Raw genomic sequence first — 25,708 nt, forward strand, 5'->3', positions numbered from 1 at the left:
AAAGTGAAGCTTCGGATGTGGATAATATTGTGGATGAAATCGAAAAAATATCCACACCCTGTGAGTATTGCGGAAAAAAAGCAGAATGTATCTTGTCAATTCAGGCTCGTTCACTTGTGAATATGTGGACAATTTCTGTGGAAAAATAAGCTGGAGGGAAAAGAACTGTGAATATATTGATTATTGCCGTCGGTAAATGCAAAGAAGCATTCATCAATGAAGGAATCGCAGAATATAAAAAAAGACTGAGCAGGCACGGCTCCTTGGAAATTGTTGAAGTAAAGGACGAAAAAACACCGGAGCAGGCCAGTGAAAAGGAAAATGAGCAGGTAAAGAATACAGAGGGCGAACGCATTCTCAAAAAGGTTCCTGAACGAGGATATGTGGTTGCTCTCGAGCCGCAAGGCAGAATGATTTCTTCTGAACAGCTGGCTGCAACTTTCCAGGATTTAGCCGTACAGGGAACGAGTACAATTGTTTTTATCATCGGTGGATCGCTCGGCCTATCCGGGGAAGTGTTAAAACAGGCTGATTTCAAATGGTCATTTTCCGCGTTAACCTTTCCCCACCAATTAATACGACTGATGCTTACAGAGCAGATCTACCGTGCAGTACAGATAAATGCGGGGAGTCCGTATCATAAGTGAAAGGAATGTAAAAAGCGCTTACTCTTAAAGGAGCAGGCGCTTATTTAACAGTTAATTATTGTAGGCGCTTAACTGTTCTTCATAGGCGAATTCGACCATAACGAAATCATAGCCCCAGTCGTCGTAAGCGTTTTGCAGAAGCATTTCCTTTGTATCAGTGTCGATGGAAAGCTCTGATAAACTCTGGTAGGCAGCTCTCTGCTCTTCTATGACGAAATCCTGCATAACGTAGTCATCAGGCCAGTCGCTCTCTGCATTTTCTTTAATGCGGGCCTCTGCCTCTTCTTCAGTAATTGAAGCGATAACGTTCGTATAGCTTCCCTCTGTCTCTTCGCTGGAGTCAGATGAAGCTTCTGTCTCTTCCTCGTCGTTCAAGACCTCTGCTTCTTCTTTTAATTCCGCGTTTTCTTCCTTAAGCTCATCGTTTTCTTCCAGTAAATCCTGGTTCTTTTCCTTTAAATTTGCTTTCTTTTCTTTTAGATTGTTATTTTTCTCACGGAGTTCTTCATTTTTTTCCCGCAGATTGGACACTTTTGTTTTCAGTTTCTCGTTCTTTTCCTTTATTTCCTGCAGTTCTTCTTTCGCAGAAGACCCTGAAGCAGCTTCGGTCTCTATAGAAGTACTGCAGGCTGAAAGCATGAATAAGGAAACAAGACCTACGACAGGTACAAGCTTTTTATTCATATAACCTCCTAATAAAATGTATTTAATAGTTATATAGTACTGCCGGTGAGAAGGATAAACAAGCATTTGTTTGCCGGCCGGTGCTTTTTATCGGCGGCGGCTTTTTCGCAGGGAGGCTTTACTTTACGGACAAAAATTCGGCGCTTTTAGGTTTTTTAAACCTAAAAGCGCCGATGCCTTTATCATAATACGAAAACGTTTAATGTAATGATAGCTCCCATTATCGTTCCAATTAAGCTGAAAATGACTCCGGCCAATGCTGCTTTTCTTCCTCGATAATGATAGTTGTTAATGTCCTTTAACGCTTTAATCCCGGTCCACAAACCAATAATACCGAAAATTACACTGAAAGGAAAAAGAATTACAAGAAAAATGAATGCATCAAACCCTAGGACTAAGGAAATGATGGCTTTAAGGCTTCGTGGCTTGGTCGCCACTGTATCAGTTTCGTTCATGGGCTGCCGCTCCTTCACTATACCAGATCACATTATCGTCTTTTTTATCGTAACGCGGCTGTGAAGCAAAAACAATGAATAGGAGTGGCATTCTATTGACATTTCCCAGGCTGCTAACGTTTGATCTTTCTAAAAAAAGGATATTAAGGATTTAGAGCATATAGTAAAAGAAATCAGCAGGCGAAGGAGTCGACACGGCTATGGAAATTCTGCAGAATGACTGGGCTCCTGTGCTCGAAAAGGAATTCGAGAAAGAGTACTATCAGGAGCTGCGGGAATTTTTAAAAAAAGAGTACCAGGAAAAGACCGTTTATCCTAATATGCACGATATCTTTAACGCGCTGCATTATACAGGATATGAGAATACAAAAGTCGTAATTCTCGGTCAGGATCCCTACCACGGGCCGAAGCAGGCCCACGGGTTAAGTTTTTCCGTAAATCCGGATGTTTCCATCCCGCCATCGCTGAAAAACATCCACGCAGAGCTAGAAGAGGATCTGGGCTGTGAAAAACCGCGTCATGGTTCCCTCGTTTCCTGGGCCAAGCAGGGAGTACTTCTGCTGAATACAGTACTTACGGTGCGAAAAGGGGAAGCGAATTCGCACAAAGGACAAGGATGGGAAACCTTCACAAATGAAGTAATCCGGCAGACTAACGAAAAAGAGTATCCCGTAGTATTTATTTTATGGGGCCGCCATGCTCAGGCAAAAGAAGAGCTTATTACAAATGAGCACCATTTAGTCATTAAATCCCCACATCCGAGTCCGTTTTCTGCCAATAAAGGATTCTTTGGGAGCCGCCCGTTTTCAAAAACAAATCAGTTTTTAAAAGAGGCCGGGCGTCCGGAAATTGACTGGTGTATTCCAACAGAGGAGGAAGATCGTACATGAGTATTCAAACATCTGTAACAACCTTAGCAAACGGAGTAAAAATGCCATGGCTGGGCCTTGGCGTCTATCAGGCGGAAAAAGGTGAAGAAGTAAAAAATGCTGTTTTAACCGCTCTAGAGGCAGGCTACCGCTCGATTGACACCGCTTCTTTTTATGACAACGAAGAAAGCGTCGGAGAAGCAATTCAGGAAAGCGGAGTTCCGCGTGATGAATTGTTTATTACTACAAAGCTGTGGAACAATGAACACGGCTTCGACGAAGCGCTGGAAGCCTTTGAGCGCTCCCGTAAAAAACTCGGCGTCGATGTAGTGGACCTTTATTTGATCCATTGGCCGGTTCCTGGAAAGTTCAAGGAAACCTGGGGAGCGCTTGAGAAGCTGTATAAAGACGGCAAAGTGCGTGCAATAGGAGTCAGTAACTTTACCGACCAGCATCTTGAAGAACTGCTGAAAACAACAGAAATCACGCCGATGCTGAACCAGGTGGAGTTTCACCCGCGCCTTTTCCAAAAAGCCCTGTTAGAATACTGCCAAAGCCATGATATTCAGCTTGAAGGCTGGAGACCGCTTGGCAAAGGCGATCTTCTTGAACACGATGCGGTGAAGGAAATTGCTGACAAGCACGGCAAAACGCCGGCACAGGTTCTGATACGGTGGGCGCTTCAAAATAAGGTTGTATCTATCCCTAAATCTGTTACAGCCGAACGGATCCGTTCCAATGCAGAAGTGTTCGATTTTGAACTCGATACGAAGGATATGGATACGATCAACGGCATGAATGAAAATGCCCGTTATGGTCTGCACCCGGATGAGTTCGATTACGCGTCAACGACTAAATAATGAAGTAAAGCAGCCGGCATATTCGCTATGCCGGCTGCTTTTTATGTTTACCGTCTTTAATACTGTTGAAGACTAGTTTCGATCATGCTCGTTATTTGCGGATCGGTGGGCTTGGTGCTGCTTTTGAAGCTGCCGAGAACTTCACCATAACGGGAAACAAGAAACTTCTCAAAATTCCATTCGATCTCACGCTCTGGGCTGGTCTGCTCAAGGAGCCAGTCGAACAGGGGGTGTTTTTCGTTTCCTTTGGCATGAACTTTATCAAAAATATCGAAGCTGACCCCGTAATTGGTTTCGCAAAATTCTGTGATATTTTCAATAGTGTCCGGTTCCTGGCCGCCAAAGTCGTTCGAAGGAAAGCCCAGCACCTGAAAACCCTGGTTTTTGTAGCGTTGATACAGCTCCTCCAATTCTTCGTACTGCGGAGTAAAGCCGCATTCTGAAGCGGTGTTGACAATCAGCAGAACCTCTCCCCTGTACTCGTGCAATGTTTTTTCTGTGCCGTCAGCATGAACGGCCTCAATGTTGTAAATACTGGCAGTCATAATTTCCTCCTTTGAGCGAATAATACTTTTCGTATAACCTCCGTCATCCCCATTCAAACTCCTCTGCTGTGAATAAAATGCAATTAATGCAGGAAATAGCGGGAAGGTTTTTCAATTTCATCAGGATGCTATAATATTAACCGATATGGATGAATGAGGAAAGAAGGCATCAGGATGAAGCGGACGAAACTTCTATTTTTAGCAGCTGCCGTATTAACAGGCAGCTTGTTTACCTACTTACAGCTCCCGGCTGGATGGCTGCTCGGGGGACTCGTGACAGGGATTGTCTGTGGGATGGCGTACAAACGGCTCGTTTTTGATGGCTGGCCATTTCGCACCGTTCTTGCCCTGATTGGCTGCAACATTGGTTTTATGATGGAGCCCGGCATCTTTGCTCTTTTGGGACAATATATTTTCCCGCTGATTCTTACCCTCAGCTTAACAATGGCGCTCGGTGTTGGTCTCGGCTGGCTGATGAACCGTTGGACGGATCTGGACCCGCTGACGGCTTACTTTTGCTGTGTGCCGGGAGGAGCTTCAGAGGTGATCGGCTTAAGCAGCGATTACGGAGCTGATAACCGGATGGTGGCCGCATTTCATACTACTCGAATAACGCTATTTGTGTTAACAATACCAATTTTTATCGGTCTTACGACGCCGGCGGACATTGGCTCGATAGGAAGTGCCGGAGCGTCGGTTTCCGAAGTTTCCCCTGCCATAATAGGAGTGTTCGGCATTTGCGTTGTAGTTACAGTTCTGCTTTATTATTTATATAAAGTGCCGGCGGGGACGTTGTTTTACGGATTAATTATCGGATTTGCAGTTGGCCACTGGGTGGTGACAACTGATAACGGACTACCGTCTGTTGTTGGCGGAAGCGGCCAGGCTCTGCTCGGAGCGATGGTTGGTATCCGTTTTGACCGTCCGACCTTTTACAAATTAAAAGAGATCGGGCGGCCGAGCGCGGTGCTTCTCGGGTTTTACTTCATTTTCAGCCTGCTGCTCGCTCTGATGTTTCACGCTGCGACTGGCCTCTCCTATGTAACGAGTCTGCTTAGCACAGTCCCGGCAGGAGCAGCAGAGATGAGCAGCACAGCGATTGCCTTAAATCTTGAACCAACCCTTGTATCGAGTCTTCATATTATAAGAGTGCTCGTTTTGTTTATCTGCCTGCCATTTTTTGTCCGACTGCTGCAGAAGCTGATTCAAAAACAGTCAGTATAGCAGAACTGAATAGAAATAAACAGTTGGGACGATAATTAATTTTATCGTCTTTTTTTGCGGCAGAAAATGCTGGAATAAGAATAAAAAAGCTATTATTTTACGAGAGCGCTTTCAAAAATAATGGGAACAAAATTATTTCGTAAAAAGTAAACCTTTTGAACCCCTTATATAGCACTGGTTTTTCGAATTTTTAAACAAACAGGATAATATTTTTGTGTGAGATTATCTTACATATCACTAGATTCTGAAAATTTAAACGGTAAAATACTATTTAACGCAAGATGTTAACTAAGTTCACATGAATCTTGCACGATAATAACAGAGGGGGAAAAAACGTGGATCCGATAGTATTGCTTGATAACCTTTGGGTTATGATGGGATTTATTTTAGTTATTCTTATGCAGGGTGGATTTATTCTATTGGAAGCAGGTTCGACCCGGATGAAGAACGCAGGTCACATTGCAGGAAAAACAATCTTTACGCTGGGGATCTCATCACTTGTCTTCTGGGCTGTCGGGTACGGCTTTATCTACGGTAACGACGTTGGAGGCATCATTGGACTTTCGAACTTCTTTTACGGAGACGCAAGCACTGCAGACGGCTTAACGCCTGCCATCGACTTTATTTTCCAGCTCGCGTTTGCGGCGATTGCCCTTACGATTGCTTTTGGCGGTTTCGCTGAACGTGCGAAGCTTGCAGCTTACGTAGTCTTTGCTATTTTGTTCTCCGCGATTGTATATCCAATAATTGCACACTGGATCTGGGGCGGCGGCTGGATTTCCGGTCTTGGCAAACAGGACTTTGCCGGTTCTACAGTAGTCCACCTTACTGGTGCGATGGGTGCTCTTGCGGCAACAATTTTACTTAAGCCACGTATTGGGAAATACAATAAAGACGGTTCGGTCAACAATCTTCCAGGTCACAACCAGGTGTTTACTGCTTTAGGGGTACTTTTCCTGTGGGTCGGCTGGTTCGGCTTTAACGGAGCCAGTACTTTCGGTGTAGCAGACGGCTTCTTTGGCTACGTTGCAATGAATACACAGTTGGCAGCGGCAGCGGGAGCCTTTGCAGCACTTCTGATTGCCTGGGCTGTGCTCGGGAAAGCAGATGTACCAAGCATGCTTAACGGAGCACTTGCAGGGCTGGTAGCAATTACCGCTTCCTGCGCCTTTGTAGCTCCATGGGCTTCCGTGGTTATCGGTGCAATTGGCGGGATGCTCTGCTTCTTCAGCGTTCGTTTCTTTGAAAAACGCAACATCGACGATCCGATTTTCGCCCTTTCCGTGCACGGTATGGCTGGTATCTGGGGAACGCTTTCCACCGGTTTCTTTGCCACACCACAGCTTGCTGAAATGAACGGCGGCCGTGCCGGTTTATTCTACGGCGGCGGGCTGACCCAACTGGGTGTTCAAGCTATCAGTGTCGTAGCGTGCGGCCTGTTTGCACTCATTGCTTCGTACATTATTCTCTTAATTACAAAATCGCTCATCGGCGGACTTCGTGTATCGGAGGAAGAAGAAATCATGGGTCTTGATATGAGTGAGCACGGCGCATATGGCTATCCGGAAAATGTTCAGCCTACGCCGGACAATTCGTCGGAAAGAACAGGAGCATAAAATATGTCGAATTCTTCATTCTCACAAATACAGGGATTTTCAGCAGAACCTTCCTTTAAGAGCTATGAAGAAATAAAAAAAGACAAAGAAGAGAAGATGGACGATTTGGCGGGAGAGCCAGTAAAGCTTAATGAAGCCCACGATACGTGGATTTCAGAAACGGTTACTCTTGCTGTTCATCATCATCAGAGTGAGCGGGGAGATCTTCCTGCTCACTTTGCTTTTTTTCTTATGGGAAGCGCAGGAAGACAGGAACAGGCGAAGTTCAGTGATCAGGATCACGGTATTGTTTTTGAAGGGACAGACGAAGAACATCAGGATTATTTTCTCGGCCTGGGAGCGGAAATACGTGAAGGAATGGCGATCGTTGGATACCCGCGCTGTGAAGGGCTGGTTATGGCTTCGCATAAACGCTGGTGCCACGGAGTGGAGGGGTGGAAAAGGCAGGTGGATGGCTGGATTGAAGCCGATGAATGGGGACCGTTCCGTCACCTGCTTACCTTTATCGATGCCAGGACGCTTGTGGGAGAAGATGAGCTTCTTGAGGAAGTGAAGGAGCATGTCTTCGAGCAGGCCGACCGGGGAGATGTGCTAAAACGCCTATCAGAAAATACCGCTTACCTGCACAAAGGGCTCAATGCTTTCGGCCAGCTTCTTCCGGAGGAAAAAGGGCAGTATGCAGGCTCGATGCACATTAAAGATGTTGGATTTTTTCCATACGTTCATGCCCTGCGCCTGCTTGCCATTCACGAAAGAATCCATGCCTCCTCCACGATAGAACGCATCCGGCAGGTGTCGGAAAAGCACTCCTATGTGAAGGGCAAGGACGTACACTTTAAAAATCTGCTGGAGCTTCGGGCTTCGTTTTCCAGGAAGCAGAATGTTTATGAAGACGTTCACTACGTGCCGGTGCAGCAGCTTTCGAAAGCCCAGAAGTCCGAACTGAAATCTGCATTAAAAGAAGGAAAACATTTGTTTCAGCATACAAAAAAAATCATGGAGTCGGGTGATTTTTAAATGTTCCAATGGATGCGCAGTATTTCGAGTCGATTTGGCGGTCTGGACTCCACGAATCCCCAGCATCAGTCTTTTATGCGTCAGCTGCAAAAAGACGTAAAAGCAGAACAGCCTCTGCAGAAATCGCTGTCTTCGTTGAACGTCACCGTCCTTGATCTGGAAACCTCGGGCTTTAACGCGGACGCCGGAGATAAGATATTGTCGATGGGAGCTATTAAAATTAAACACAACCGGCTGATTCGGGACGATGCCTTTTATACGCTTGTCCAGGAACCGGAAGCCGTGTCTCCGGAGGTAAGCGAAGTCACCGGCTTAACAGCGGAAGAACTGGAAGCAGACGGTCAGTCGATCAGCGAGGCACTCGAGCAGTTTTATCAGTTTGCCCAGGCAGATATACTCGTAGCGCATCACGCTTCCCACGAACGAAAGTTTCTGCAGAAGTATACGTACCGGACGATGGGTACAAACCTGCAGCATCGTCTGTTGGATACTTCGTTTGTGTTCAGTATTGCTGCCCCGGACTTTGAATTTCGTTCGCTCGATGACTGCTGCAACTATTACGACATTCCGATAAAAGGCAGACACAATGCTCTCGGGGATGCCATTATGGCTGCCGAGCTCTGGACACGATCCATCCAAACAGTACAGGAGCTTGGCTATGAGACGCTTCAGGACGTATATGCACATCTCAGTCACCGCCGAAGGTAGCTCCTTACGGCGAGCTGAAAAAAATTTATAAAGGAGGAGGGCGCGGTGAAAGGTAATATTCCTCGTAACGCTGCTTGTTTTCCCATTAGCGTGGTACAAGAAATCACATCATTGTCAGCTCGCCAAATCCGTTACTACGAAGAACAGGGGTTGATCAATCCGGAACGAAACCAGGGGAACCAGCGCCTGTTTTCGATGAATGATATTGATCGGTGTCAGGAAATCAAAGAGCTTATCGACCAGGGGTTAAATATTGCCGGTATCAAAGCCGTGCTCTCCGTCCGGGATAAGAGTTCAAGTTGAGAAATTACGGCAGAATCCGGATTAATAAAAAAGTCCCTTTTCAAAAAAAATTCTTTATATCTGTTTGAATAAAGAAGTGAACGGGAACACTTTCGAAACAACGGAGGTGTTTTATTCATGTCATTTATTATAGTAGAAGATATTCAAGTGCCGGCGAAAAAATTCGACGATCTTGAAAACGCCCGTGAAGACGCATCAGAAAAGGAAGTAATTGTCCGCAATAACGATGGCCAGTACTGGGTGGTTGACGAAGAAGACTATGCGAAGATCGAAGCCTACGGCTATGAGCTTGTAGAGAAGTAAACGCAGACGTACAAGAGTCCGTGCCTAATTTAGGGCGGGCTCTTTTTTAAATGTAAATGCACCCGGGACAAGAGGGAAGAGGGTTTCAATGGAAAGAAGAAGTGAAAAAGTACAAGTAGTGCAAAAACGAATCAGGCCATTACAAATAACAGGATTTAAAAGGGGGGGACTGGAATGACACGCTATGAAGATGACAGTTTATCGCTCCATACCGATCTATATCAGGTGAATATGGTGGAAACGTATTGGCGGAGCGGCATGCATACCCGGAAAGCCGTATTTGATCTATATTTTCGGGAGCTTCCGTTTGGCAATGGGTTTGGCGTATTTGCCGGATTGGAACGGGTCGTACATTTTTTGGAAAATTTCCGGATGACCAAGGAAGACCTTACTTATCTGCGGGAAGAAGCAGGGTACGGAGAAGATTTTCTTTCCTATCTGGCAGACCTCCGGTTTACCGGCAGCGTGTATGCGATGAAAGAAGGCGAGCTTGTTTTTGGCAACGAGCCGATGATTAAAGTAGAAGCCCCGCTCGGAGAAGCACAGCTGATTGAAACCGCGCTGTTAAACATGGTGAACTACCAGACACTGATTGCTACGAAAGCAGCCCGCATCAAACAGGTGACGGGTGGAAACGGACGAGCGATGGATTTCGGCCTGCGCCGGGCCCAGGAGCTTGACGCCGGACTGTGGGGAAGCAGAGCGGCCTTTGTCGGCGGTTTTGAAGTAACGAGCAATGTCAGGGCCGGAAAAGTATTCGGACTTCCTACAGCGGGCACACATGCGCATTCTATGGTACAGGCATGTGAAACAGAGTATGAGGCCTTTAAAATGTATGCCGAGCACCACACGGATTGTGTATTTTTAGTGGATACGTACGACACTCTCCGCTCGGGTGTACCTAATGCCATCAAGGTCGCAAAAGAGATGGGTGAAAATATCCGCTTCAAAGGCGTGCGTCTCGACAGCGGGGACCTGGCCTATCTGTCCAAAGAGGCAAGAAGGATGCTCGATGAGGCCGGCTTTACCGACACCCAGATTATCGCCTCCGGAGACCTGGATGAATATACAATTACCAATTTAAAATCCCAGGGAGCAGCAATTGATACGTGGGGCATCGGTACAAAGCTTATCACCGGGTATGACCAGCCTGCTCTTGGAGCTGTATACAAGCTTGTGGCGATTGAGAACAATAACGGTGACATGCGCGACACGATGAAAATTGGAGCAAAAAAATCGGGCAATCTGGAAAAAATGACTACCCCGGGCGTGAAAAATGTTTACCGAATAATAAATACTGAAAACAAACGCTCGGAAGGGGATTACATTACGCTTTCCGAGGAAGAGCCAAACGAGCAGGAGGAACTGCATATGTTTCATCCGGTGCACACGTATATCAGCAAAAAAGTGCAGAATTTCAAAGCGGTGAACCTTCATGAAACAATATTCAAAGACGGCAAGCTGGTTTACAGTCTGCCATCCATGACAGATATCCAGGCCTATATGCAGTCAAATCTGCCGCTTTTATGGGAAGAGTACAAACGGTCGTTAAATCCTGAAGAATACCCAGTCGATTTAAGCCCGAAATGCTGGGAAAACAAAGTGCAGAAGATGCATGAAATTCAAAACGAATTTAGTCGGTAATAGAACAGTCTGCCGTGCCGGATTTTTTGGTTCGGCATTTTTTTTTATGTTATCTGCCGGAAAATTGCGAACGTCTCGTGACAATAAGGAGAAACATAGGGATGCGGGCTGTACATATGATATAATTTGACAGAATTCCAATTGTGAATGCTTTGAAGCAGAGAAAGGGAGGGGCAGAGCCTATGCAGATATCTGTTCAGACCGTGATTGAAAAAATGGAAGAGGAACTGCTCCAGCTAGCAGAGCAGGGGGAAAAGGGAGACGAGCGGGCGCTGCAGGAGCATGCAAGAACGCTTCGAAACTATTGTGATATTCTGCTTTCTTCAAAGGCCGGAGAAGCGAAGACCCCGGCTGCAGAAGCACCGCAGCCAAAAGCAGCGGCTCCTGCTCCAAAAACTCCTGTATCCCCAGGACCGCGCTGGGAAACAGCTGAGGAGGAAAAAGAAATTCCATCAACGGAAGGCAATTTACTGGATTTTTAATTAAGAAGGAGACTTAGGCATGCTGTGGAAAGTACTCGTTGTGTTAGGGGCAGTAAACGCTGCTTTGGCAGTGGGAATTGGGGCTTTCGGCGCCCATGGCCTGGAGGGCCGGTTGTCGAACCGGATGCTTGAAACGTATAATACCGGAGCGCAGTATCATATGTATCATTCACTGGGACTGATCGCTATCGGCGCTGTAGCAGCTTATACCGGCGGAGGATCAGCGCTGCTGGGATGGTCCGGATGGCTTTTGTTTGCGGGAATTGTTTTATTTTCCGGCAGCCTGTATGTGCTGTCGCTTTCTGGCATCTCCTGGCTGGGGGCCGTAACTCCTTTAGGTGGAGTGGCTTTTATTGCCGGATGGGTTTGTTTAATTATTTACGTGCTGAAAGCCTAAGAAGGGCCGGCTGCGGGAGTTTATCCGCAGCCGGCCCTTCTCTTTTACTTATAGGTATTAGACTGCTCTGGTACGGTCAATCCGGCCGAGGAAAAGTGCAAGAGCGAGGCCGGCAGCAAACATCACCAGGCTGATGATAAAAGCGATCACGCCGTCATTTAAGCCGGGGAATATAACGTAAAGCGATCCAAGAAGCAGGCCGGTAATCACCGCATACGTTCCGACAGTATGAGCACGCAGCAGGTAACGAAGGAGGTTACTCATAATAGCGATCCCTACGAGCACACCGACACCGAAGGTGAAAAGCACGGGCAGGTTCAGTTCTGTTAAGGCGTTGATCACCGTCTGATAAACCCCGATTATTACGAGCACAAATGAACCGCTGATGCCGGGGAGGATCATCGCTGTGCTCGCAAGCCATCCTGAGAAAAATAAGGTAGCAAAGCTTCCCGGGGTGCCGGTGGCAATAACGGCTGCCTCCTCATCCCCCTGGAAAAGACCTGAAAGAAGGACAATCACGGCTGCGATCAGCAAAATGACGTAATGATGCTTTTTAAAATTCGTTTTGTAATTCACCTTGTATAGAATAAAAGGAATCGTTCCGAGAATTAATCCAAAAAAGAAGAAAAATGTCGGCTGCGGGTGTTCGGCAAGCAGCCATTCAAGCAGATGGGCAAGTGACAGGATAGCTGTCCCCATCCCTACACCGAGAGGAATTAAAAAGCCGAGCTGCTGCTTCCACTGGCGTGAAAAAAGCAGGCTGATGGCAGACAACAGCCGGTAGTAAATACCAAGAATTAGCGCCAGAGTGCCGCCGCTTACGCCCGGGATAACGTCACTTGCTCCCATGGCCATGCCGCGTAAAATATTTTTCCATTCAATCATGTACATCGGGACTCCTCGTTCATCAAAATTGGTTTATGTAAAAGCTGCAAATTTTTCACAGCATCAATTCTTTATATCATGTTTTGAAAGAAATTACTATAAGCCGCCGTCGGCCCATGAAAAAAACCGAACGAAGGGTTCGGTTTAAAAAACGGCGCCGGGCTCAAGCTCTTCATTTTCTTCACGCCGCAGGCTGCGTTCAAACACAAACGGGCCGAACGGGATGACGGATACAATAACAGCAATAAGCATACGCAGAAACGGCCAGCGCTTTTGTGCCCAGACAAACAAAGCAATAGCTACATACAGGACGAACAAGCCTCCGTGGGCAGCCCCAACGACGGTCACAGCCATGTCAAAGCCTGCCCCGTATTTTAAAGGCATAGCAATAAAAAGCAGAAGCAGAAATGAGATTCCTTCAATGATACCGGCCCATCTAAGCGATTGGAGAGAATTCATGCACGGCCTTCCTTTCTAATGTCAAAATCACGATAAGAATATATCGTTAACATAGCATAGGGAAAGGCCCGGTACAATGAACGAATTGTGACAGTTGAATCAGGAACGGACCGTAGCATATAAGCTGAAGGAACGGTTCCATCGCTTTACAGAACGCTGATAAGTCATCCCAATATTTTCAGCTACTTTAATAGAAGGTGTGTTTTCAGGATCAATGATTGATATAAGCATTGAAATATCGAGTGAATAAAACGCGAAATTCCGGACCGTAGCAGCGGCTTCAGATGCATATCCGTACCCCCAGTTCTCCGGTGTGAACAGGTATCCAAGTTCAATAGAAACGCTGCCCTCTATTTTTTCGGGGACAAGTCCGCACTGGCCGATAAAGCGTTGGTTTTGCCGGTCTTCCACGATCCACATCCCGACTCCGTACGATAGATAGTGACTTTTATTCCAATGGATCCATTCATCGATCTCTTTTTCGGACTTTAACGCCGAGTAATAGCGCATAACGTCTTTGTCCTGGAAAATGTTTTTCAGCAGCCGATGGTCTTTATGCTGCATGGAACGAAATGAAAGACGTTCTGTGGAGCGGGGTAGTCGCAACGCTTTCACCTCTTTGATTAATTGATGGCCGTCAGTGTTTCCATAAAGCATGCAAACGGCTGTTTACAGCTGTTTGGAAAGAATATTCTTTTGAATTTCCTGATTTTTTTCCGCAAACCGCTCATTGTGGGAAGATACCATGGCTTTTGCGCCGGCACCGGGTTCAAGAAACTGTTTGACGCTGTTCGCAGCTGAAGCGCCTTCCACAAACGCACCGGCAATCAAATGGACCTTTCCCTGGTGATTGGTAATATCGCCAGCAGCAAATAATCCTTTGATATTTGTCCGCATCTGCTCGTTTACAAGGATTTTATTTTCTTCTGTCTGTAGCTGCAGGTTTTCGAGAAGCTCGAACTCCATCTGGAAACCGTGATTCACGATGACAGCATCTACTTCTTTTTCCATACTTTCGTTGGTCTCGAGGTTTGTGCAGAGCACCCTTTCGATAGCAGTGCCTTCGGCGTTGCCGTGAAGTTCCGAAAGAGCAAACGGCGTCTGTACATTTACTTCGGAATCCTTCATTTCCTGAACGTGCCGTTCATGGCCGCCGAACTCATCGCGCCGGTGCACAACTGTGACTTCGCTTGCGATCGGGCAGAGAGCGTTCGCCCAATCGACAGCAGAGTTGCCGCCTCCAGAAATGATAACCTTCTGGTCACGGAATTGCTCAAGCTGCTGAACGGTATAGTGCAGATTTGAAAGCTCAAATTTTTCTGCTCCTTCGATGTCGAGCTTTTGGGCATGAAGAATGCCGTGGCCGACAGCAATGATAACCGCACGGGAATAATAGATGCCTCCAGTTTCTGCCTCCAGACGGAAAAGCCCAGCCTCATCCTTTTCCAAGTGAATAATTTTTTCATTTGTAGTAATGGCCGGGTGGAACGTTTCTGCCTGTGCCACCAGCTGATCCATCAGCTGTTTCCCGGAGGAAGGAGGCAGGCCGCCGACATCCCAGACAATTTTTTCAGGGTAGGCGTGAATTTTCCCGCCCAGGTCAGGCTGAGCTTCGATTATATGGGTGTCGAGCGCCCGCATTCCGCAGTAAAAAGCAGTGTATAGACCAGCAGGCCCGCCGCCGATAATAGTAACGTCATGTATGTGAAAGTCAGACAAGGTGTCCAGCTCCTTTAGTGATAATCGTTATCAATTACATTGTACGCTCTTTTTGTACAAAAGTAAAAGGAAGATAAAAATAGCTTCACAAACAAAAAATGTTCCACGTGAAACATTTAGGGCTCCGGGGTAGAGAGCTTATAATACGTGCCGCCGCTGTGCTCAGTAAAATGAGTAAGAAAATTAAATAATTAAAGAAGCGCCATTTTCCGGCCCGGACTCCGGCTGCTATAAAATGAACCGTAAGCAGTACAAATAATGCCCATAAAAAACGAATTATATTTTTCTCATCCAATTAACCTGTCTGGTAAAGCAGATTCACAGAAAAGTGAAAAAATGTTCTTTATTTGGTGTGTGTTTTGGGATAAGGGTAAATTAAGTAAGCGGTTCATCATAGATGTTCTTAAGTATAAAAAAGCCCTGCAGCAGCTGCTGCAGGGCTTTCCTTTTATGCGAATTATTCTTTGGCAGAGGTGGACGTTTGGGCATTAGCTACTTGGATATCATTGTCGTTAACCGTGACCATGATGCTTTGTACATCTTCTTCCTCAAGCATAAGATCAGCAATGCCGTCTTCTACTTTTTCTTCGATTACCCGGCGGAGAGGGCGGGCACCGAACGAAGGATCGTAGCCCTGATCGGCCAGCATGCGTTTTGCATCCTCAGACACGGTAACATTCAGTCCCTGCTCGCTGGCTGCTTCTAAGATGTCTTTGAGCATGAGATCTACAATGGTAACAAGGTCCTCGCGAGCCAGTTCTTTGAAGCTTACAATGCTGTCGAAACGGTTCAGGAATTCAGGACGGAAATAATCGCTGAGGGATTCCATGATTTTTGGTTCTACCTGGTCTTTGTCTCCAAAGCCGACCGTAACGCGCTTCATTTGTGAACCGGCGTTTGAAGTCATAATGATGACTGTATCCTTAAAGCTGACCGTGCGTCCTTGACTGTCAGTCAGGCGGCCGTCTTCCATGATCTGCAGGAACATATGCTGCACATCAGGGTGGGCTTTTTCAATTTCGTCCAGAAGAATGATGCTGTAAGGCTTCCGGCGCACTTTTTCTGTGAGCTGGCCGGCTTCATCATGTCCGACATATCCTGGTGGTGAACCGATAAGCTTGGACACGGAATGTTTTTCCATATATTCACTCATGTCGAGGCGGATCATTGCTTCAGGATCGCCAAACATTTCAGAAGCGAGTGTTTTGGACAGCTCTGTTTTCCCGACACCGGTTGGTCCGACAAATAGGAAGGAACCAATTGGCCGGCTACCGCGGCGAAGGCCGGCACGATTTCTGCGAATCGAGCGGGCAACTTTGCTTACTGCTTCTTCCTGCCCGATAACATTTGCATTCAGGCGTTCAGGCAGATCACGCATTTTCTTTTGTTCATCGCGCTGGAGGCGGCGAACCGGGATACCAGTTTTATTTTCCACGATCATCTGGATCGTCTCTACATCAACGGTTGGTGTTTCTTTTTGAATATTGCCGTTTTGTTCGGCTTCCTTAACCTGTTTCTGCAGCTTCGCCTCTTCATCACGAAGCTTAGCTGCGCGTTCGTAATCCTCCTGCTGAGTAGCACGCTCTTTTTCCGCAGCAATCTGTTCAAGGCGGCTTTGCAGGGATTCGCTGTCATCATCGCTGTGAGCGAGATTTATTTTGGAGCCTGCTTCATCCATTAAATCGATAGCTTTGTCCGGCAGGAACCGGTCCTGTACATAACGGTTCGATAAATTAACGCAGGCTTCAAGTGCTTCATCGGTAAAAGCAACGTGATGGAATTTTTCATAGTTTGCCTGCAGGCCTTTTAAGATCGCTACGCTGTCTTCGAGGTTTGGTTCGTTAACCATGACCGGTTGAAAGCGGCGTTCAAGCGCTGCATCTTTTTCAATTTTGCGGTACTCGGCTAGTGTCGTTGCACCGATCAGCTGAATTTCTCCGCGGGCGAGCGCCGGTTTCATGATATTGCCGGCGTCTGAAGAACCTTCTGCCGAACCTGCGCCAACGATTTGGTGAACCTCATCGATAAAGACGATGACGTCCTGGCGCTCCTGCAGTTCTTTGAGCAGCTGTTTCATGCGTTCTTCGAATTGGCCGCGCACCCCGGTATTTGCTACGAGGGAGGTGACGTCGAGCAGGTAGATGCTTTTGTTTTTCAGCTTGTTTGGCACGTCTCCTTCTGAAATGCGGAGGGCGAGGCCTTCAGCGATGGCTGTTTTACCGACACCAGGTTCACCTATAAGAACCGGGTTGTTTTTATTGCGGCGGTTCAATGTTTCAATGACCCGCTCAACTTCTTTATCGCGGCCGATAACTGGATCAATGAGACCGGCGCGTGCAACATCAGACAGGTTTTTACCTAAGTCGTCAAGAAGGCCGCCGCCCTGGCCGCCGCCAGATTGAGCCTGTTCCTGACCCTGATTTGAGCCTTGTTCTGCTCCGCCCATCATGTTGTTGAAGAATTGATCAAATGGGGACTGGGAGCCGCCGAAGCCGCCCTGGCCGGATGGCTGATTCATGCTTTGACGGATTTCTCTATAGCACCGTTCACAAAGGTGCATTTTTTGATGACTTCCATTAACATTCATGTTCAGTTCAATGCGTGCTGGACGCTGTTCGCAATGTTCACATCTCATCATACTGAACCGAACCTCCTTATTTTAAAGTAGTATTATTGACGTGTGCATCGTTCATTATCATCTTCGTAAGGTCAAAATTATTTCATTGACTTTGACTATCTTTGACCTTGTAACAGTATTATATACCCGCTTCCCGTATAATGCAAGAGATAAATTTGATTTTCTCTGACCAATTGATTTACACCCACATAGTAGGAAATAGAGAAGAGAAATTCAAGAAATATGCTTGGGTATTATCTGTGAAAAACGGTAAAGAATGTATTAACTTTTTTACGAAAGTCTAAACATTTCTGACCAATAAAAAGGTATCGAATTTGAGTAAGGATAAAAGCAGTGAAGGATTTACAGGGAAAAAGGGAAAGGAAAAGAAACAGAATTGCTCAGAAAGGACGAAGCCAAATGAAAAACAATGAGAAGCATTCACCCGCTAAAACGTACAGGTTATCAGAACCCCGTCATTTGTTTGGAGAAAGCGGTCCGGTCTTAAGAAGAACGTTTCATGCCGGGGATATACATCTGGTGGAGGTAAAACGAAAAATTGAAAATGGGAATCCGGTGGAAGCAGTGAGCGTGGCCGGAGAGTTAAAGGTAAAACTGTTCCGGTGGACACTGCTTCGCGTGGATATCCCCTCGCTGACAGTTCATTTGCACCGGCCGAAAAAATGAGCGGATATACGAAGTGGAAATATAAAAATCACGCACTCTGACTGTAGACTCCCTTCCACTTAGTCTTTTCTTTTCAGGATGGACGTGAGAAGATCACGATAGACAGCATTTTGTATGCGCTGACATTTCAAGGGAAAGGGTGACTGTGATGACTTGGGAACCGGAAGAGATGAAGAAAAGAGATGAGGAAAGCATCTGGCATGCCATGAGACCTTACAGCCCAGGGGGAGGCATGATTATAGAGAAGGCGGACGGTTCGTGGGTGACAGACGTGGATGGGAATCATTACCTTGATGGCATGTCTGGTCTCTGGTGCGTAAATGTCGGCTACGGGCGAAAAGAAATTGCCGACGCCGCCTATGAGCAGATGCTGAAGCTTCCATTCTATCCTTTAACGCAGAGCCATACTCCGGCCGTTCAATTGACAGCAAAGCTTGATGAATGGCTTGGCGACGGCTATATGTACTTTTTTTCCAACAGCGGATCTGAAGCAAATGAAACTGCTTTAAAGCTGGTGCGTCAATATTTTCAGCAGATTGGTGAAGGCAGCCGTTATAAAACCATCTCCCGCTACCGCACCTATCACGGCAGCACACTCGCCACAATGGCAGCAGGGGGACAGACGCAGCGAAAATACCGGTATGAGCCGCTGCCGCCGGGATTTGTGCATGTGACGCCTCCGGATCCGTACCGGAAGCCGGAAGGTCAGAGTGATGAGGATTACAGCCTGGCTTGTGCAGATGAAATTGAACAGGCCATTTTGTGGGAAGCGGAAGAATCTGTAGCGGCGGTTATTATGGAGCCAATCATTAGCGGTGGCGGAGTGCTGATTCCCGAACCCTCCTATATGAGACGGGTCCGGGATATCTGTGACCGCTACGGCGTTCTTTTAATCAGCGATGAAGTTATTTGTGGTTTCGGACGGACCGGGAAGCGCTTTGGATTTATGCATGCAGACGTAAAGCCGGATATTGTAACGATGGCGAAGGGAATAACGAGCGGATATATGCCGCTGTCTGTAACTGCAGTACGAAAGGATATGTACCAGGCGTTTACTGGAAGCGAAGCCTATGATCATTTCCGCCACGTGAATACCTTCGGGGGTCACCCAGCAGCCTGCGCAGCCGCTGTGAAAAACCTGGAGGTCATGGAGCGGGAAAAACTGGTGGAGCGATCCGAGAGAAAAGGGAGGGAGCTTCTGGAGGCGTTAAAGGAGCTGGAGGAGCTTCCCCACGTAGGTCATGTGCGGGGGCGTGGACTTTTGGCCGGCATTGAATTTGTTGAAGACAAAACGTCTAAAAAGGCGGCACCGGAAAAGCTCGTGAAGCAAATTCTTGCAGACTGCAGGAAAGACGGGGTCATTGTTGGCAAAACATCCGATATTGCCAGGCACCATAACAATGTTTTAACCCTTTCCCCGCCGCTGAATATCGAAGATAAAGATCTTCAGCTGCTCATTACGACCCTGAAAAAGCATGTAAAAGCTGCAGTACACCCGGCCTAAAATATAGACTTGCACCTGCCTCGAGGCGGGGGCATTTTTGAAGCGAAAATCGATCTTTTAATCCTTTTTGAAAGCGCTCTCTGTTATAATTAATAAAGGAGGTGTATGACAAATGAAGGCAGCACGCTGGTACGGGGCACGGGACATTCGCGTCGAAAACGTGAAAGAGCCTGAAGTATTGGGAGACAAAGACGTCAAAATTAAAGTGAAATGGTGCGGGCTTTGCGGAAGCGACTTGCACGAATATTTGGATGGGCCTATTTTTATTCCCGCAGACTCTCCCCATCCTCTGAGCGGGGAAAAAGCTCCTATTGTAATGGGACATGAATTTGCCGGAGAAGTCGTGGAGACTGGAGCGGGAGTGAACCGGGTGCAGGTGGGAGACCGGGTGGCAGTGGAACCGATTCTCTCCTGTGGCACGTGTAAGGCCTGCATGGAGAATAAATACAATCTTTGTGAAAAGCTTGGCTTTCATGGTTTGGCCGGAGGCGGTGGAGGTTTTTCCGAGTATACAGTCGTAGCTGAACATATGGCCCACTCGATGCCTGCAGAGCTTTCCTATGAGCAGGGGGCATTTGTAGAGCCGGCTGCCGTCGCTCTGCATGCTGTACGGCAAAGCAGACTGCGGGCCGGAGACAAAGCTGCCGTGTTTGGAACCGGTCCTATTGGTTTACTGGTTATTGAAGCTTTAAAGGCCGCTGGTGCCGCTGCAATTTATGCGGTAGAGGTTTCGGAAGTGCGGAAACAGAAAGCAGAAAATTTGGGAGCCGTGGTTGTCGACCCCTCTGAAGCTGACGTGGCTGAAAAACTCCGTCAGTTGAGCGGTGGCGGGGTAGATGTCGCTTTTGAAGTCACCGGGGTGCCAAAAGTACTTCCTCAGGCCATAAACAGTACTTCATTTGAAGGAGAAACAGTGATCGTCAGCATTTGGGAAAATGAAGCGGCGATACAGCCAAATACGATTTTGCTGCAGGAGCGAAAAGTGACTGGAATTATTGCTTACCGGCACATTTATCCTGCCGTTATGGATTTGATGAAGCAGGGATATTTTCAGGCTGAGCAGTTTGTTACACAAAAAATACCGCTGGATAATGTAGTAACCGACGGGTTTGAAGCACTATCCAAAGAAAAAAGTCAGATTAAAATATTGGTGTCACCAGAATAACGAAAAAGAGTCCTTGCCGCCTGAGCCCATGCATGCGGCAGGGGCTTTTTCGTAAATAATGTAATCTAAGAATAGCTCAACGCACAGGAATGTGTTCAGTAAGAATTTTCAGGGCAGGAGGTAAGGTGATGGAACGCTCATATTCGCCGGCAGTTCATGACGCCATTACGTACATGCATGAGCATCTTCACGAAACAATGAATCTTGCCGGGCTAGCCGCGCAGGCTGCCTATAGTCCGTATCATTTTTCGCGACTGTTTAAAAAGAGTGTTGGGGTGCCGCCGTTGTATTACCTGTCTGCTCTCCGGCTTCAGAGGGCAAAGGAGCTGCTGCTTGAAACAGCTCTTCCTGTACGTGACATTGGTATGGAAATCGGCCAGCAGAGCGTAGGAACGTTCACGACAAGCTTTGCGTCGAGGGTAGGAATGACGCCGGGAGTTTTTCGTGCCTCAGCTGCTGCCACAGAGGAATCTTTGTCCTCGTTAAGAAAGCCACGCCATTGGGCCGAGCCGGTTTTTCCTTCGGCGGAAACGTGTGTCAAAGGCCGTATCTACAGTGAAGCGCCTTTTGAAGGGTTTGTATTAATTGGACTCTTCCCACGGCCGATGCCGGAGGGCCTGCCGTTGTACGGCACGCTGTGCGATGCGTCGGAAGAATACTGTATCCGTGGGGTGAAGCCCGGAATATATTACATGATGGCCACATCGGTCGCCTGGAAAATGAAGGTGGCCGATATTCTCATCCCTCATCACACACTTCGTACACGCTCAAAAGAACCTTGTCATGTAGACGGAGCACTTGCAGAAGAAAATAGAGACGTTTATTTATACTCGCCGCGCCTCGATGACCCTCCTATTCTCATATCATTGTCGCTGTTGATGAATAATTTTCTAGAACGCCAGGCTAAAACCGCAATCGGGAAGAAATAGGGTGGAAGCGGCCGTGCTATAGTGAAGGTAATCATTAAATAGAGGAGGGTGTTTACGATGATTACCGGGATGACTCCGTACCTCACTTTTAACGGGAAAGCTCGGGAGGCGGCCGTTTTTTATGAAAAAGCCCTGGGGGCAAAGGTTATTGAAATGCAGACTTATGCAGAGGTCGAAGGCATGGAAATACCACCCGGAGCCGAAGAACTCATTATGCATGCTTATTTAAAAATCGGTGATATGGAGCTGATGCTCTCGGATACGTTTCCAGAAAGCCCTGCTCTGGAAGCTCCGGGAAATCTGGTGTCAATCGCACTTAGCATGAGTGACGCTTCCTCGGCAGCAGAAACATTTCACGCTCTTGAAGCCGGCGGGGAAGTAATCATGCCTATGGCAGAAACGTTTTTCAGTCCGGCTTACGGGCAGTTGAAGGATCAGTTTGGTGCGCTGTGGCACGTGGTTGCTTACGAAGAAGGAAAATGACAAAGAGGGAGGTACAGAGGCAATGAGTCTGCAGACAAAGCAGATATTTGTAAACATTCCGGTTAAAAACCTCGAGGCTTCGATGGAGTTTTTTCAGACTGTTGGCTTTTCATTTGATCAGCGCTTCACGGGTGAAAATGCTGCTTGCATGATACTGGGAAGCGGTATGTATGTCATGCTGCTTCAGGAAGCATTTTTTCAAACCTTTACCAACAAAAATGTGGCGGATACGAGCAGGGAGGCGGAAGCCATTCTGGTCATTTCTGCAGACAGCAAGGAAGAGGTAAATGAGATCGTACAAAAGGCACTGGATGCAGGGGGACGTCCTTCCAACGAACCGATGGATGGGGGCTTTATGTACGGATGGAGCTTTCAGGACATCGACGGGCATCTCTGGGAAGTAATGTATATGGATGAAAACGCAGTGTAGCAGTAAAGCAGCAGTAAACAACAGCAGCTTCTCCGGAAGAAAGGAGCAGTATTTAATGGAAATCATGCCTTTTCAGGAATGGAAGGAAACAAAACTGACCCTTCAGCTTCTCTCTCAGATTCTCGGGAAAATACGGCTTGAAACAGCGCCGCAGGAGCCACAGTGGGAGCATGTGATGCTTGAAGTTACCCGTAATGGATTCTCTACAGGAATGCTGCTTAAGGAGCGCAAGGCATTTGAGCTCGAAATAGACATTCGGAACAGCCGGCTTGTGCTGGCAGTCGAAGATGCTGTGGAAACCAAAAAGCTTGAGGATGGTACGTCCATTCAAACGTATTACGAGTGGGTTTTCAGCTGTCTTCATCAGGCCGGGGTTCACGTGCACATTCATCCCATACCACAGGAAATGCCAGTGACGGTATCGTTTTCGGAAGACCAGGTGCACAAACGGTACGATGCAGAGGCAGCCATGAAGGGACTCAAAATGATGCAGGCAGCGTATCAGGAGGAATTGGCTTTTATCGGGCCGCTTAGGTGCCGGAAAATCAAACCGGGTTTATTCTGGGGCACCTTCGACGTTTCGACGATCATCGTGGAGAGTATTCCGGAACCTTTTCCGGAAGACAAAACGATAGAAAAGGCTGCTTTTGATGAACAGTTTATCGAATTTGGATTTTGGCCTGGCGATGATAATACAGCTGTGCCTGCTTTCTTTGTTCTGCCGTACCCCTTTCAGCAAAAGGATTTAAACAGTCCAGAGCTTGAGCCTGAAAACGCTTATTATGATCAGAACGCGAGCGAATACTTTCTGCCTCTTACAAACGGCTTTGATGAAAAGGCAATACAGAGGTTTTTCCATACGACGTTCGCTTTACTGCATGCAGAACTCGGATGGAAGGACCGGGAATACTTTTACCGCCCGCTTTTAATGAAAAAGCCTCCAACCATTAAATAGTGAAACCCCGTGCAGGTCCTGCTGCACGGGGTTGATGTTTATACGGCGAGAACGCGTCCATCTTCATATACACGGTACGTTTGGAGCAGTCCGTCGTCGCCCTGTTCAATAAGGGAAAGGTCGAGTGCCTGCACCTGGTAATAAGCCTTGCCGCTTTCACTGATCGAAGGGTATTGATCGATTTTTAATTCCGCATCTGTGCCTTCCTGATCGCGTACTGTCTGGAGTGCTTCATAAGGGGTGAATTCCTGCTTCTGTTCCTGCTGAACAGTCGTTGGGGTTTCAGAAGCCTGCGCCGGAACAGCCGATCCTGTTACAAATAAAGCTGCGAGACCGACGATAGAAAAGAATTTTTTCATAGATGATCTCCTTTCAGTTGAAGGTACATTTCCTTATTCCCTCCATGAAATGAAACGTAACCAACAGCAGCAAATTCAAATCGAAAGTTGGCCCTTTGCCTGCGCAATTAAATAGTCTTGAATCATAAGCACGGCAGAGGAGGCAGCCACTGCTGCAATTCCCGGCTCCTGAACTGATTAAGAGGAAACAGCCTCCTGAATATATTTTTCGTAAGAAGCAGCATCTTTACCACTAAACAGCACAAAGCGGATATGCCGAACAGAAGCAGCGCGAGAAAGCTGCTCCAAAAAGGCGGGCATAAAATCCTCAAGAGCCTGATCGAGAGGGTAGCCAAAAGCCCCGGTGGAAAGAGCAGGAAACCCAATACTTGTTATGCCTTTGTCTTCGGCCAGCTGCAGGGCGTTAAGGTAGGCGGCACGAAGAAGTTCGTCAGAAGGCTTGTCGACTCCGTATACGGGTCCAAGACAGTGAATAATGTAATCGTTTGGCATTTGAAATCCTTCTGTAATCACTGCTTCCCCAGGGGAAATAGGAGCAAGCGATTTGCAGGCTTCCTCGAGCTCCGGACCGGCCGCCCGGTGAATAGCACCGGCAACCCCTCCGCCGATTAAAAGTTGGGCATTGGCGGCATTAACGACAGCTTCAAGACCGTCCTGCTTTGTAATATCTCCTTTTACAGATTCAATGGTGATACCCTGAAATTCTGTCTGCATAATAGCTTTCGCCTCCAATACATCGTTTGTAGAGGCTTTTCCCTCATCTTTGTTTTTTTATGCGGAGAGTCTTTTGTTTATCATTTTTTATACAGGGGTAGGGTATTTGCAGGAATCACATGAAAGGAGGCGGGCTAATGGCACACGAACACGGGAATCATGGACAGGAGCATGAAGAACATGAGGGTCATGGCGGCGGACATGATCATCATGAACACCACAGCGCTATGATTGCTGACTTTAAAAGGAGAATTTTTGTCTGAATCATCTTATTGGAAAAACCCGGGAGGCAGAAAGCCTTCCGGGTTTTTAATGGAATCATAATGGTTTGTTCTACCGTTTCTTTTCGAACGTTTCAGCTCCGCTATCTGTACCTGCAATGATCACATCTGCCATATTAGCAAATAACCCTGTTTCCACGACGCCGACCAGCTGAATCAGCTGTTGGTGCAGCTCTTCCGGCCGCTCGATCAGCTGAAAATCACAATCGAGTACGTAGTTGCCATTATCTGTTTCAAATGGGTCGCCGTGGTCGCGGCGAAGGACGGGGTCACAGCCCAGCGATTGAATATCGCGTGCTGTTTTCTGCCACCCAAAGGGCGTGATTTCGACTGGTAGTGGAAAGGAGCCGAGCTGCTGGACAATTTTGCTTTGATCAACAGCAATAATCAGCTTATCTGCTGAGTCGGCAATAATTTTTTCTCTTAACAGGGAACCGCCGCCTCCCTTGGTCATATGAAAGTCAGGATCGACCTCGTCTGCCCCGTCAATCGCCACATCAGCTTTTGTCATTCCGTTAGAGAAGTATACGAGCGGCACGTGAAATTCCTTTGCCCACTCCTCGGTAGCAGGGGAGGAGGGAATACCCTGGACGTGCATCCCCTGCTGGAGTAGTTCTCCAAGCTGCTTCATGACCCAGTACATAGTGGAGCCGGAGCCCAGTCCGACAATGGAATTATCTGGAATATACTCGACAGCCTTTACTGCTGCGTCTTGTTTTTGCTGTTCCCTGGACATAAAAAAAGCTCCTTTAGGATGTATTTAAGCA

The 25,708-nt window shown here is 47.2% G+C and carries 31 protein-coding genes; 20 read left to right on the top strand and 11 right to left on the bottom strand.

The window, feature by feature from the left end:
- Window positions 1–167 precede the first annotated feature (167 nt).
- On the top strand, window positions 168–647 hold the full coding sequence (gene rlmH, locus Q9M42_RS04720) for a 23S rRNA (pseudouridine(1915)-N(3))-methyltransferase RlmH (RefSeq protein ID WP_322525369.1): 480 nt from the start codon (window positions 168–170) through the stop codon (window positions 645–647).
- Between the two features lie 51 nt (window positions 648–698).
- Here the strand turns inward: rlmH and Q9M42_RS04725 are convergent, their stop codons facing one another.
- A complete protein-coding gene (locus Q9M42_RS04725; RefSeq protein WP_322525370.1) occupies window positions 699–1,331 on the bottom strand; it encodes a hypothetical protein in 633 nt (210 codons plus the stop codon).
- Between the two features lie 182 nt (window positions 1,332–1,513).
- Window positions 1,514–1,786: a DUF4190 domain-containing protein gene (locus Q9M42_RS04730; protein ID WP_322525371.1), complete on the bottom strand. Its 273-nt coding sequence runs from the start codon at window positions 1,784–1,786 to the stop codon at window positions 1,514–1,516.
- Between the two features lie 200 nt (window positions 1,787–1,986).
- Between Q9M42_RS04730 and Q9M42_RS04735 the strand changes: the two genes are divergently transcribed.
- Window positions 1,987–2,676, top strand: a complete 690-nt coding sequence (locus Q9M42_RS04735) for a uracil-DNA glycosylase (protein ID WP_322525372.1) — start codon at window positions 1,987–1,989, stop codon at window positions 2,674–2,676.
- Window positions 2,673–3,515 (top strand): aldo/keto reductase, encoded by an 843-nt coding sequence (locus tag Q9M42_RS04740; RefSeq protein ID WP_322525373.1) that lies wholly within the window; start codon window positions 2,673–2,675, stop codon window positions 3,513–3,515. The genes Q9M42_RS04735 and Q9M42_RS04740 overlap by 4 nt, the downstream gene beginning before the upstream one ends.
- A 56-nt stretch (window positions 3,516–3,571) precedes the next feature.
- On the opposite strand, the gene Q9M42_RS04745 is transcribed toward Q9M42_RS04740, so the two are convergent.
- On the bottom strand, window positions 3,572–4,060 hold the full coding sequence (locus Q9M42_RS04745) for a glutathione peroxidase (RefSeq protein ID WP_322525374.1): 489 nt from the start codon (window positions 4,058–4,060) through the stop codon (window positions 3,572–3,574).
- A 174-nt stretch (window positions 4,061–4,234) separates the two neighbouring features.
- Here Q9M42_RS04745 and Q9M42_RS04750 point away from each other — a divergent pair, with 174 nt between their 5' ends.
- From Q9M42_RS04750 to Q9M42_RS04790, 9 genes are all read left to right on the top strand, one after another.
- Window positions 4,235–5,284 carry an AbrB family transcriptional regulator gene (locus Q9M42_RS04750; protein ID WP_322525375.1) on the top strand — a complete coding sequence of 350 codons (1,050 nt, stop codon included), beginning with the start codon at window positions 4,235–4,237 and terminating at the stop codon, window positions 5,282–5,284.
- Window positions 5,285–5,619: 335 nt separating this feature from the next.
- Complete coding sequence (locus Q9M42_RS04755) at window positions 5,620–6,900, top strand: ammonium transporter (RefSeq protein WP_322525376.1); 1,281 nt, start codon at window positions 5,620–5,622, stop codon at window positions 6,898–6,900.
- A 3-nt stretch (window positions 6,901–6,903) separates the two neighbouring features.
- A complete protein-coding gene (locus Q9M42_RS04760; RefSeq protein ID WP_322525377.1) occupies window positions 6,904–7,917 on the top strand; it encodes a DUF294 nucleotidyltransferase-like domain-containing protein in 1,014 nt (337 codons plus the stop codon).
- Window positions 7,918–8,625, top strand: coding sequence for an exonuclease domain-containing protein (locus tag Q9M42_RS04765; protein WP_322525378.1), 708 nt, complete (start codon window positions 7,918–7,920; stop codon window positions 8,623–8,625).
- A 90-nt stretch (window positions 8,626–8,715) separates the two neighbouring features.
- On the top strand, window positions 8,716–8,928 hold the full coding sequence (locus Q9M42_RS04770) for a MerR family transcriptional regulator (RefSeq protein ID WP_440972311.1): 213 nt from the start codon (window positions 8,716–8,718) through the stop codon (window positions 8,926–8,928).
- 117 nt (window positions 8,929–9,045) lie between these two features.
- Window positions 9,046–9,231 (top strand): hypothetical protein, encoded by a 186-nt coding sequence (locus Q9M42_RS04775; RefSeq protein ID WP_322525379.1) that lies wholly within the window; start codon window positions 9,046–9,048, stop codon window positions 9,229–9,231.
- Window positions 9,232–9,405: 174 nt separating this feature from the next.
- Window positions 9,406–10,875: a nicotinate phosphoribosyltransferase gene (locus tag Q9M42_RS04780; protein WP_322525380.1), complete on the top strand. Its 1,470-nt coding sequence runs from the start codon at window positions 9,406–9,408 to the stop codon at window positions 10,873–10,875.
- 182 nt (window positions 10,876–11,057) lie between these two features.
- The gene (locus Q9M42_RS04785; RefSeq protein ID WP_322525381.1) at window positions 11,058–11,357 is read left to right on the top strand and encodes a DUF5327 family protein; all 300 of its coding nucleotides are present in this window, start codon (window positions 11,058–11,060) and stop codon (window positions 11,355–11,357) included.
- Between the two features lie 19 nt (window positions 11,358–11,376).
- Window positions 11,377–11,754 (top strand): DUF423 domain-containing protein, encoded by a 378-nt coding sequence (locus Q9M42_RS04790; RefSeq protein WP_322525382.1) that lies wholly within the window; start codon window positions 11,377–11,379, stop codon window positions 11,752–11,754.
- 57 nt (window positions 11,755–11,811) lie between these two features.
- Here Q9M42_RS04790 and Q9M42_RS04795 read toward each other — a convergent pair whose 3' ends face one another.
- From Q9M42_RS04795 to Q9M42_RS04815, 5 genes are all read right to left on the bottom strand, one after another.
- The gene (locus Q9M42_RS04795) at window positions 11,812–12,639 is read right to left on the bottom strand and encodes a DUF368 domain-containing protein (protein ID WP_322525383.1); all 828 of its coding nucleotides are present in this window, start codon (window positions 12,637–12,639) and stop codon (window positions 11,812–11,814) included.
- Window positions 12,640–12,783: 144 nt separating this feature from the next.
- Window positions 12,784–13,098: a DUF3817 domain-containing protein gene (locus tag Q9M42_RS04800; protein WP_322525384.1), complete on the bottom strand. Its 315-nt coding sequence runs from the start codon at window positions 13,096–13,098 to the stop codon at window positions 12,784–12,786.
- Window positions 13,099–13,197: 99 nt separating this feature from the next.
- Window positions 13,198–13,755 (bottom strand): GNAT family N-acetyltransferase, encoded by a 558-nt coding sequence (locus tag Q9M42_RS04805; RefSeq protein ID WP_322525385.1) that lies wholly within the window; start codon window positions 13,753–13,755, stop codon window positions 13,198–13,200.
- Window positions 13,756–13,767: 12 nt separating this feature from the next.
- Window positions 13,768–14,817 (bottom strand): NAD(P)/FAD-dependent oxidoreductase, encoded by a 1,050-nt coding sequence (locus tag Q9M42_RS04810; protein ID WP_322525386.1) that lies wholly within the window; start codon window positions 14,815–14,817, stop codon window positions 13,768–13,770.
- Window positions 14,818–15,274: 457 nt separating this feature from the next.
- Complete coding sequence (locus tag Q9M42_RS04815) at window positions 15,275–17,452, bottom strand: ATP-dependent Clp protease ATP-binding subunit (protein ID WP_322525634.1); 2,178 nt, start codon at window positions 17,450–17,452, stop codon at window positions 15,275–15,277.
- A gap of 402 nt (window positions 17,453–17,854) precedes the next feature.
- Here Q9M42_RS04815 and Q9M42_RS04820 point away from each other — a divergent pair, with 402 nt between their 5' ends.
- The 7 genes from Q9M42_RS04820 (at window position 17,855) to Q9M42_RS04850 (ending at window position 23,587) form a co-directional block, all read left to right on the top strand.
- Complete coding sequence (locus Q9M42_RS04820; protein ID WP_322525387.1) at window positions 17,855–18,121, top strand: hypothetical protein; 267 nt, start codon at window positions 17,855–17,857, stop codon at window positions 18,119–18,121.
- Between the two features lie 148 nt (window positions 18,122–18,269).
- A complete protein-coding gene (locus tag Q9M42_RS04825; RefSeq protein WP_322525388.1) occupies window positions 18,270–19,625 on the top strand; it encodes an aspartate aminotransferase family protein in 1,356 nt (451 codons plus the stop codon).
- A 112-nt stretch (window positions 19,626–19,737) separates the two neighbouring features.
- The gene (locus Q9M42_RS04830; RefSeq protein WP_322525389.1) at window positions 19,738–20,790 is read left to right on the top strand and encodes a 2,3-butanediol dehydrogenase; all 1,053 of its coding nucleotides are present in this window, start codon (window positions 19,738–19,740) and stop codon (window positions 20,788–20,790) included.
- Between the two features lie 128 nt (window positions 20,791–20,918).
- Window positions 20,919–21,719 (top strand): AraC family transcriptional regulator, encoded by an 801-nt coding sequence (locus Q9M42_RS04835; protein WP_322525390.1) that lies wholly within the window; start codon window positions 20,919–20,921, stop codon window positions 21,717–21,719.
- 57 nt (window positions 21,720–21,776) lie between these two features.
- Window positions 21,777–22,202: a VOC family protein gene (locus Q9M42_RS04840; protein WP_322525391.1), complete on the top strand. Its 426-nt coding sequence runs from the start codon at window positions 21,777–21,779 to the stop codon at window positions 22,200–22,202.
- A gap of 22 nt (window positions 22,203–22,224) precedes the next feature.
- The gene (locus tag Q9M42_RS04845; protein WP_322525392.1) at window positions 22,225–22,632 is read left to right on the top strand and encodes a VOC family protein; all 408 of its coding nucleotides are present in this window, start codon (window positions 22,225–22,227) and stop codon (window positions 22,630–22,632) included.
- Window positions 22,616–23,587, top strand: coding sequence for a DUF5996 family protein (locus Q9M42_RS04850; RefSeq protein ID WP_322525393.1), 972 nt, complete (start codon window positions 22,616–22,618; stop codon window positions 23,585–23,587). Before Q9M42_RS04845 ends, Q9M42_RS04850 begins: the two co-directional genes overlap by 17 nt.
- A gap of 38 nt (window positions 23,588–23,625) precedes the next feature.
- Here the strand turns inward: Q9M42_RS04850 and Q9M42_RS04855 are convergent, their stop codons facing one another.
- Together Q9M42_RS04855 and Q9M42_RS04860 are read right to left on the bottom strand one after the other, a co-directional pair.
- The gene (locus Q9M42_RS04855; protein WP_322525394.1) at window positions 23,626–23,946 is read right to left on the bottom strand and encodes a hypothetical protein; all 321 of its coding nucleotides are present in this window, start codon (window positions 23,944–23,946) and stop codon (window positions 23,626–23,628) included.
- 177 nt (window positions 23,947–24,123) lie between these two features.
- A complete protein-coding gene (locus tag Q9M42_RS04860; protein WP_322525395.1) occupies window positions 24,124–24,660 on the bottom strand; it encodes a macro domain-containing protein in 537 nt (178 codons plus the stop codon).
- Window positions 24,661–24,797: 137 nt separating this feature from the next.
- Between Q9M42_RS04860 and Q9M42_RS04865 the strand changes: the two genes are divergently transcribed.
- Window positions 24,798–24,923: a hypothetical protein gene (locus Q9M42_RS04865; protein WP_322525396.1), complete on the top strand. Its 126-nt coding sequence runs from the start codon at window positions 24,798–24,800 to the stop codon at window positions 24,921–24,923.
- A gap of 70 nt (window positions 24,924–24,993) precedes the next feature.
- Here the strand turns inward: Q9M42_RS04865 and rpiA are convergent, their stop codons facing one another.
- Window positions 24,994–25,677 carry a ribose-5-phosphate isomerase RpiA gene (rpiA, locus tag Q9M42_RS04870; RefSeq protein WP_322525397.1) on the bottom strand — a complete coding sequence of 228 codons (684 nt, stop codon included), beginning with the start codon at window positions 25,675–25,677 and terminating at the stop codon, window positions 24,994–24,996.
- Between the last annotated feature and the right edge of the window lie 31 nt (window positions 25,678–25,708).

It is taken from the genome of Marinococcus luteus (assembly GCF_034497705.1).
Classification (GTDB): Bacteria; Bacillota; Bacilli; order Bacillales; family Marinococcaceae; genus Marinococcus; species Marinococcus luteus_A.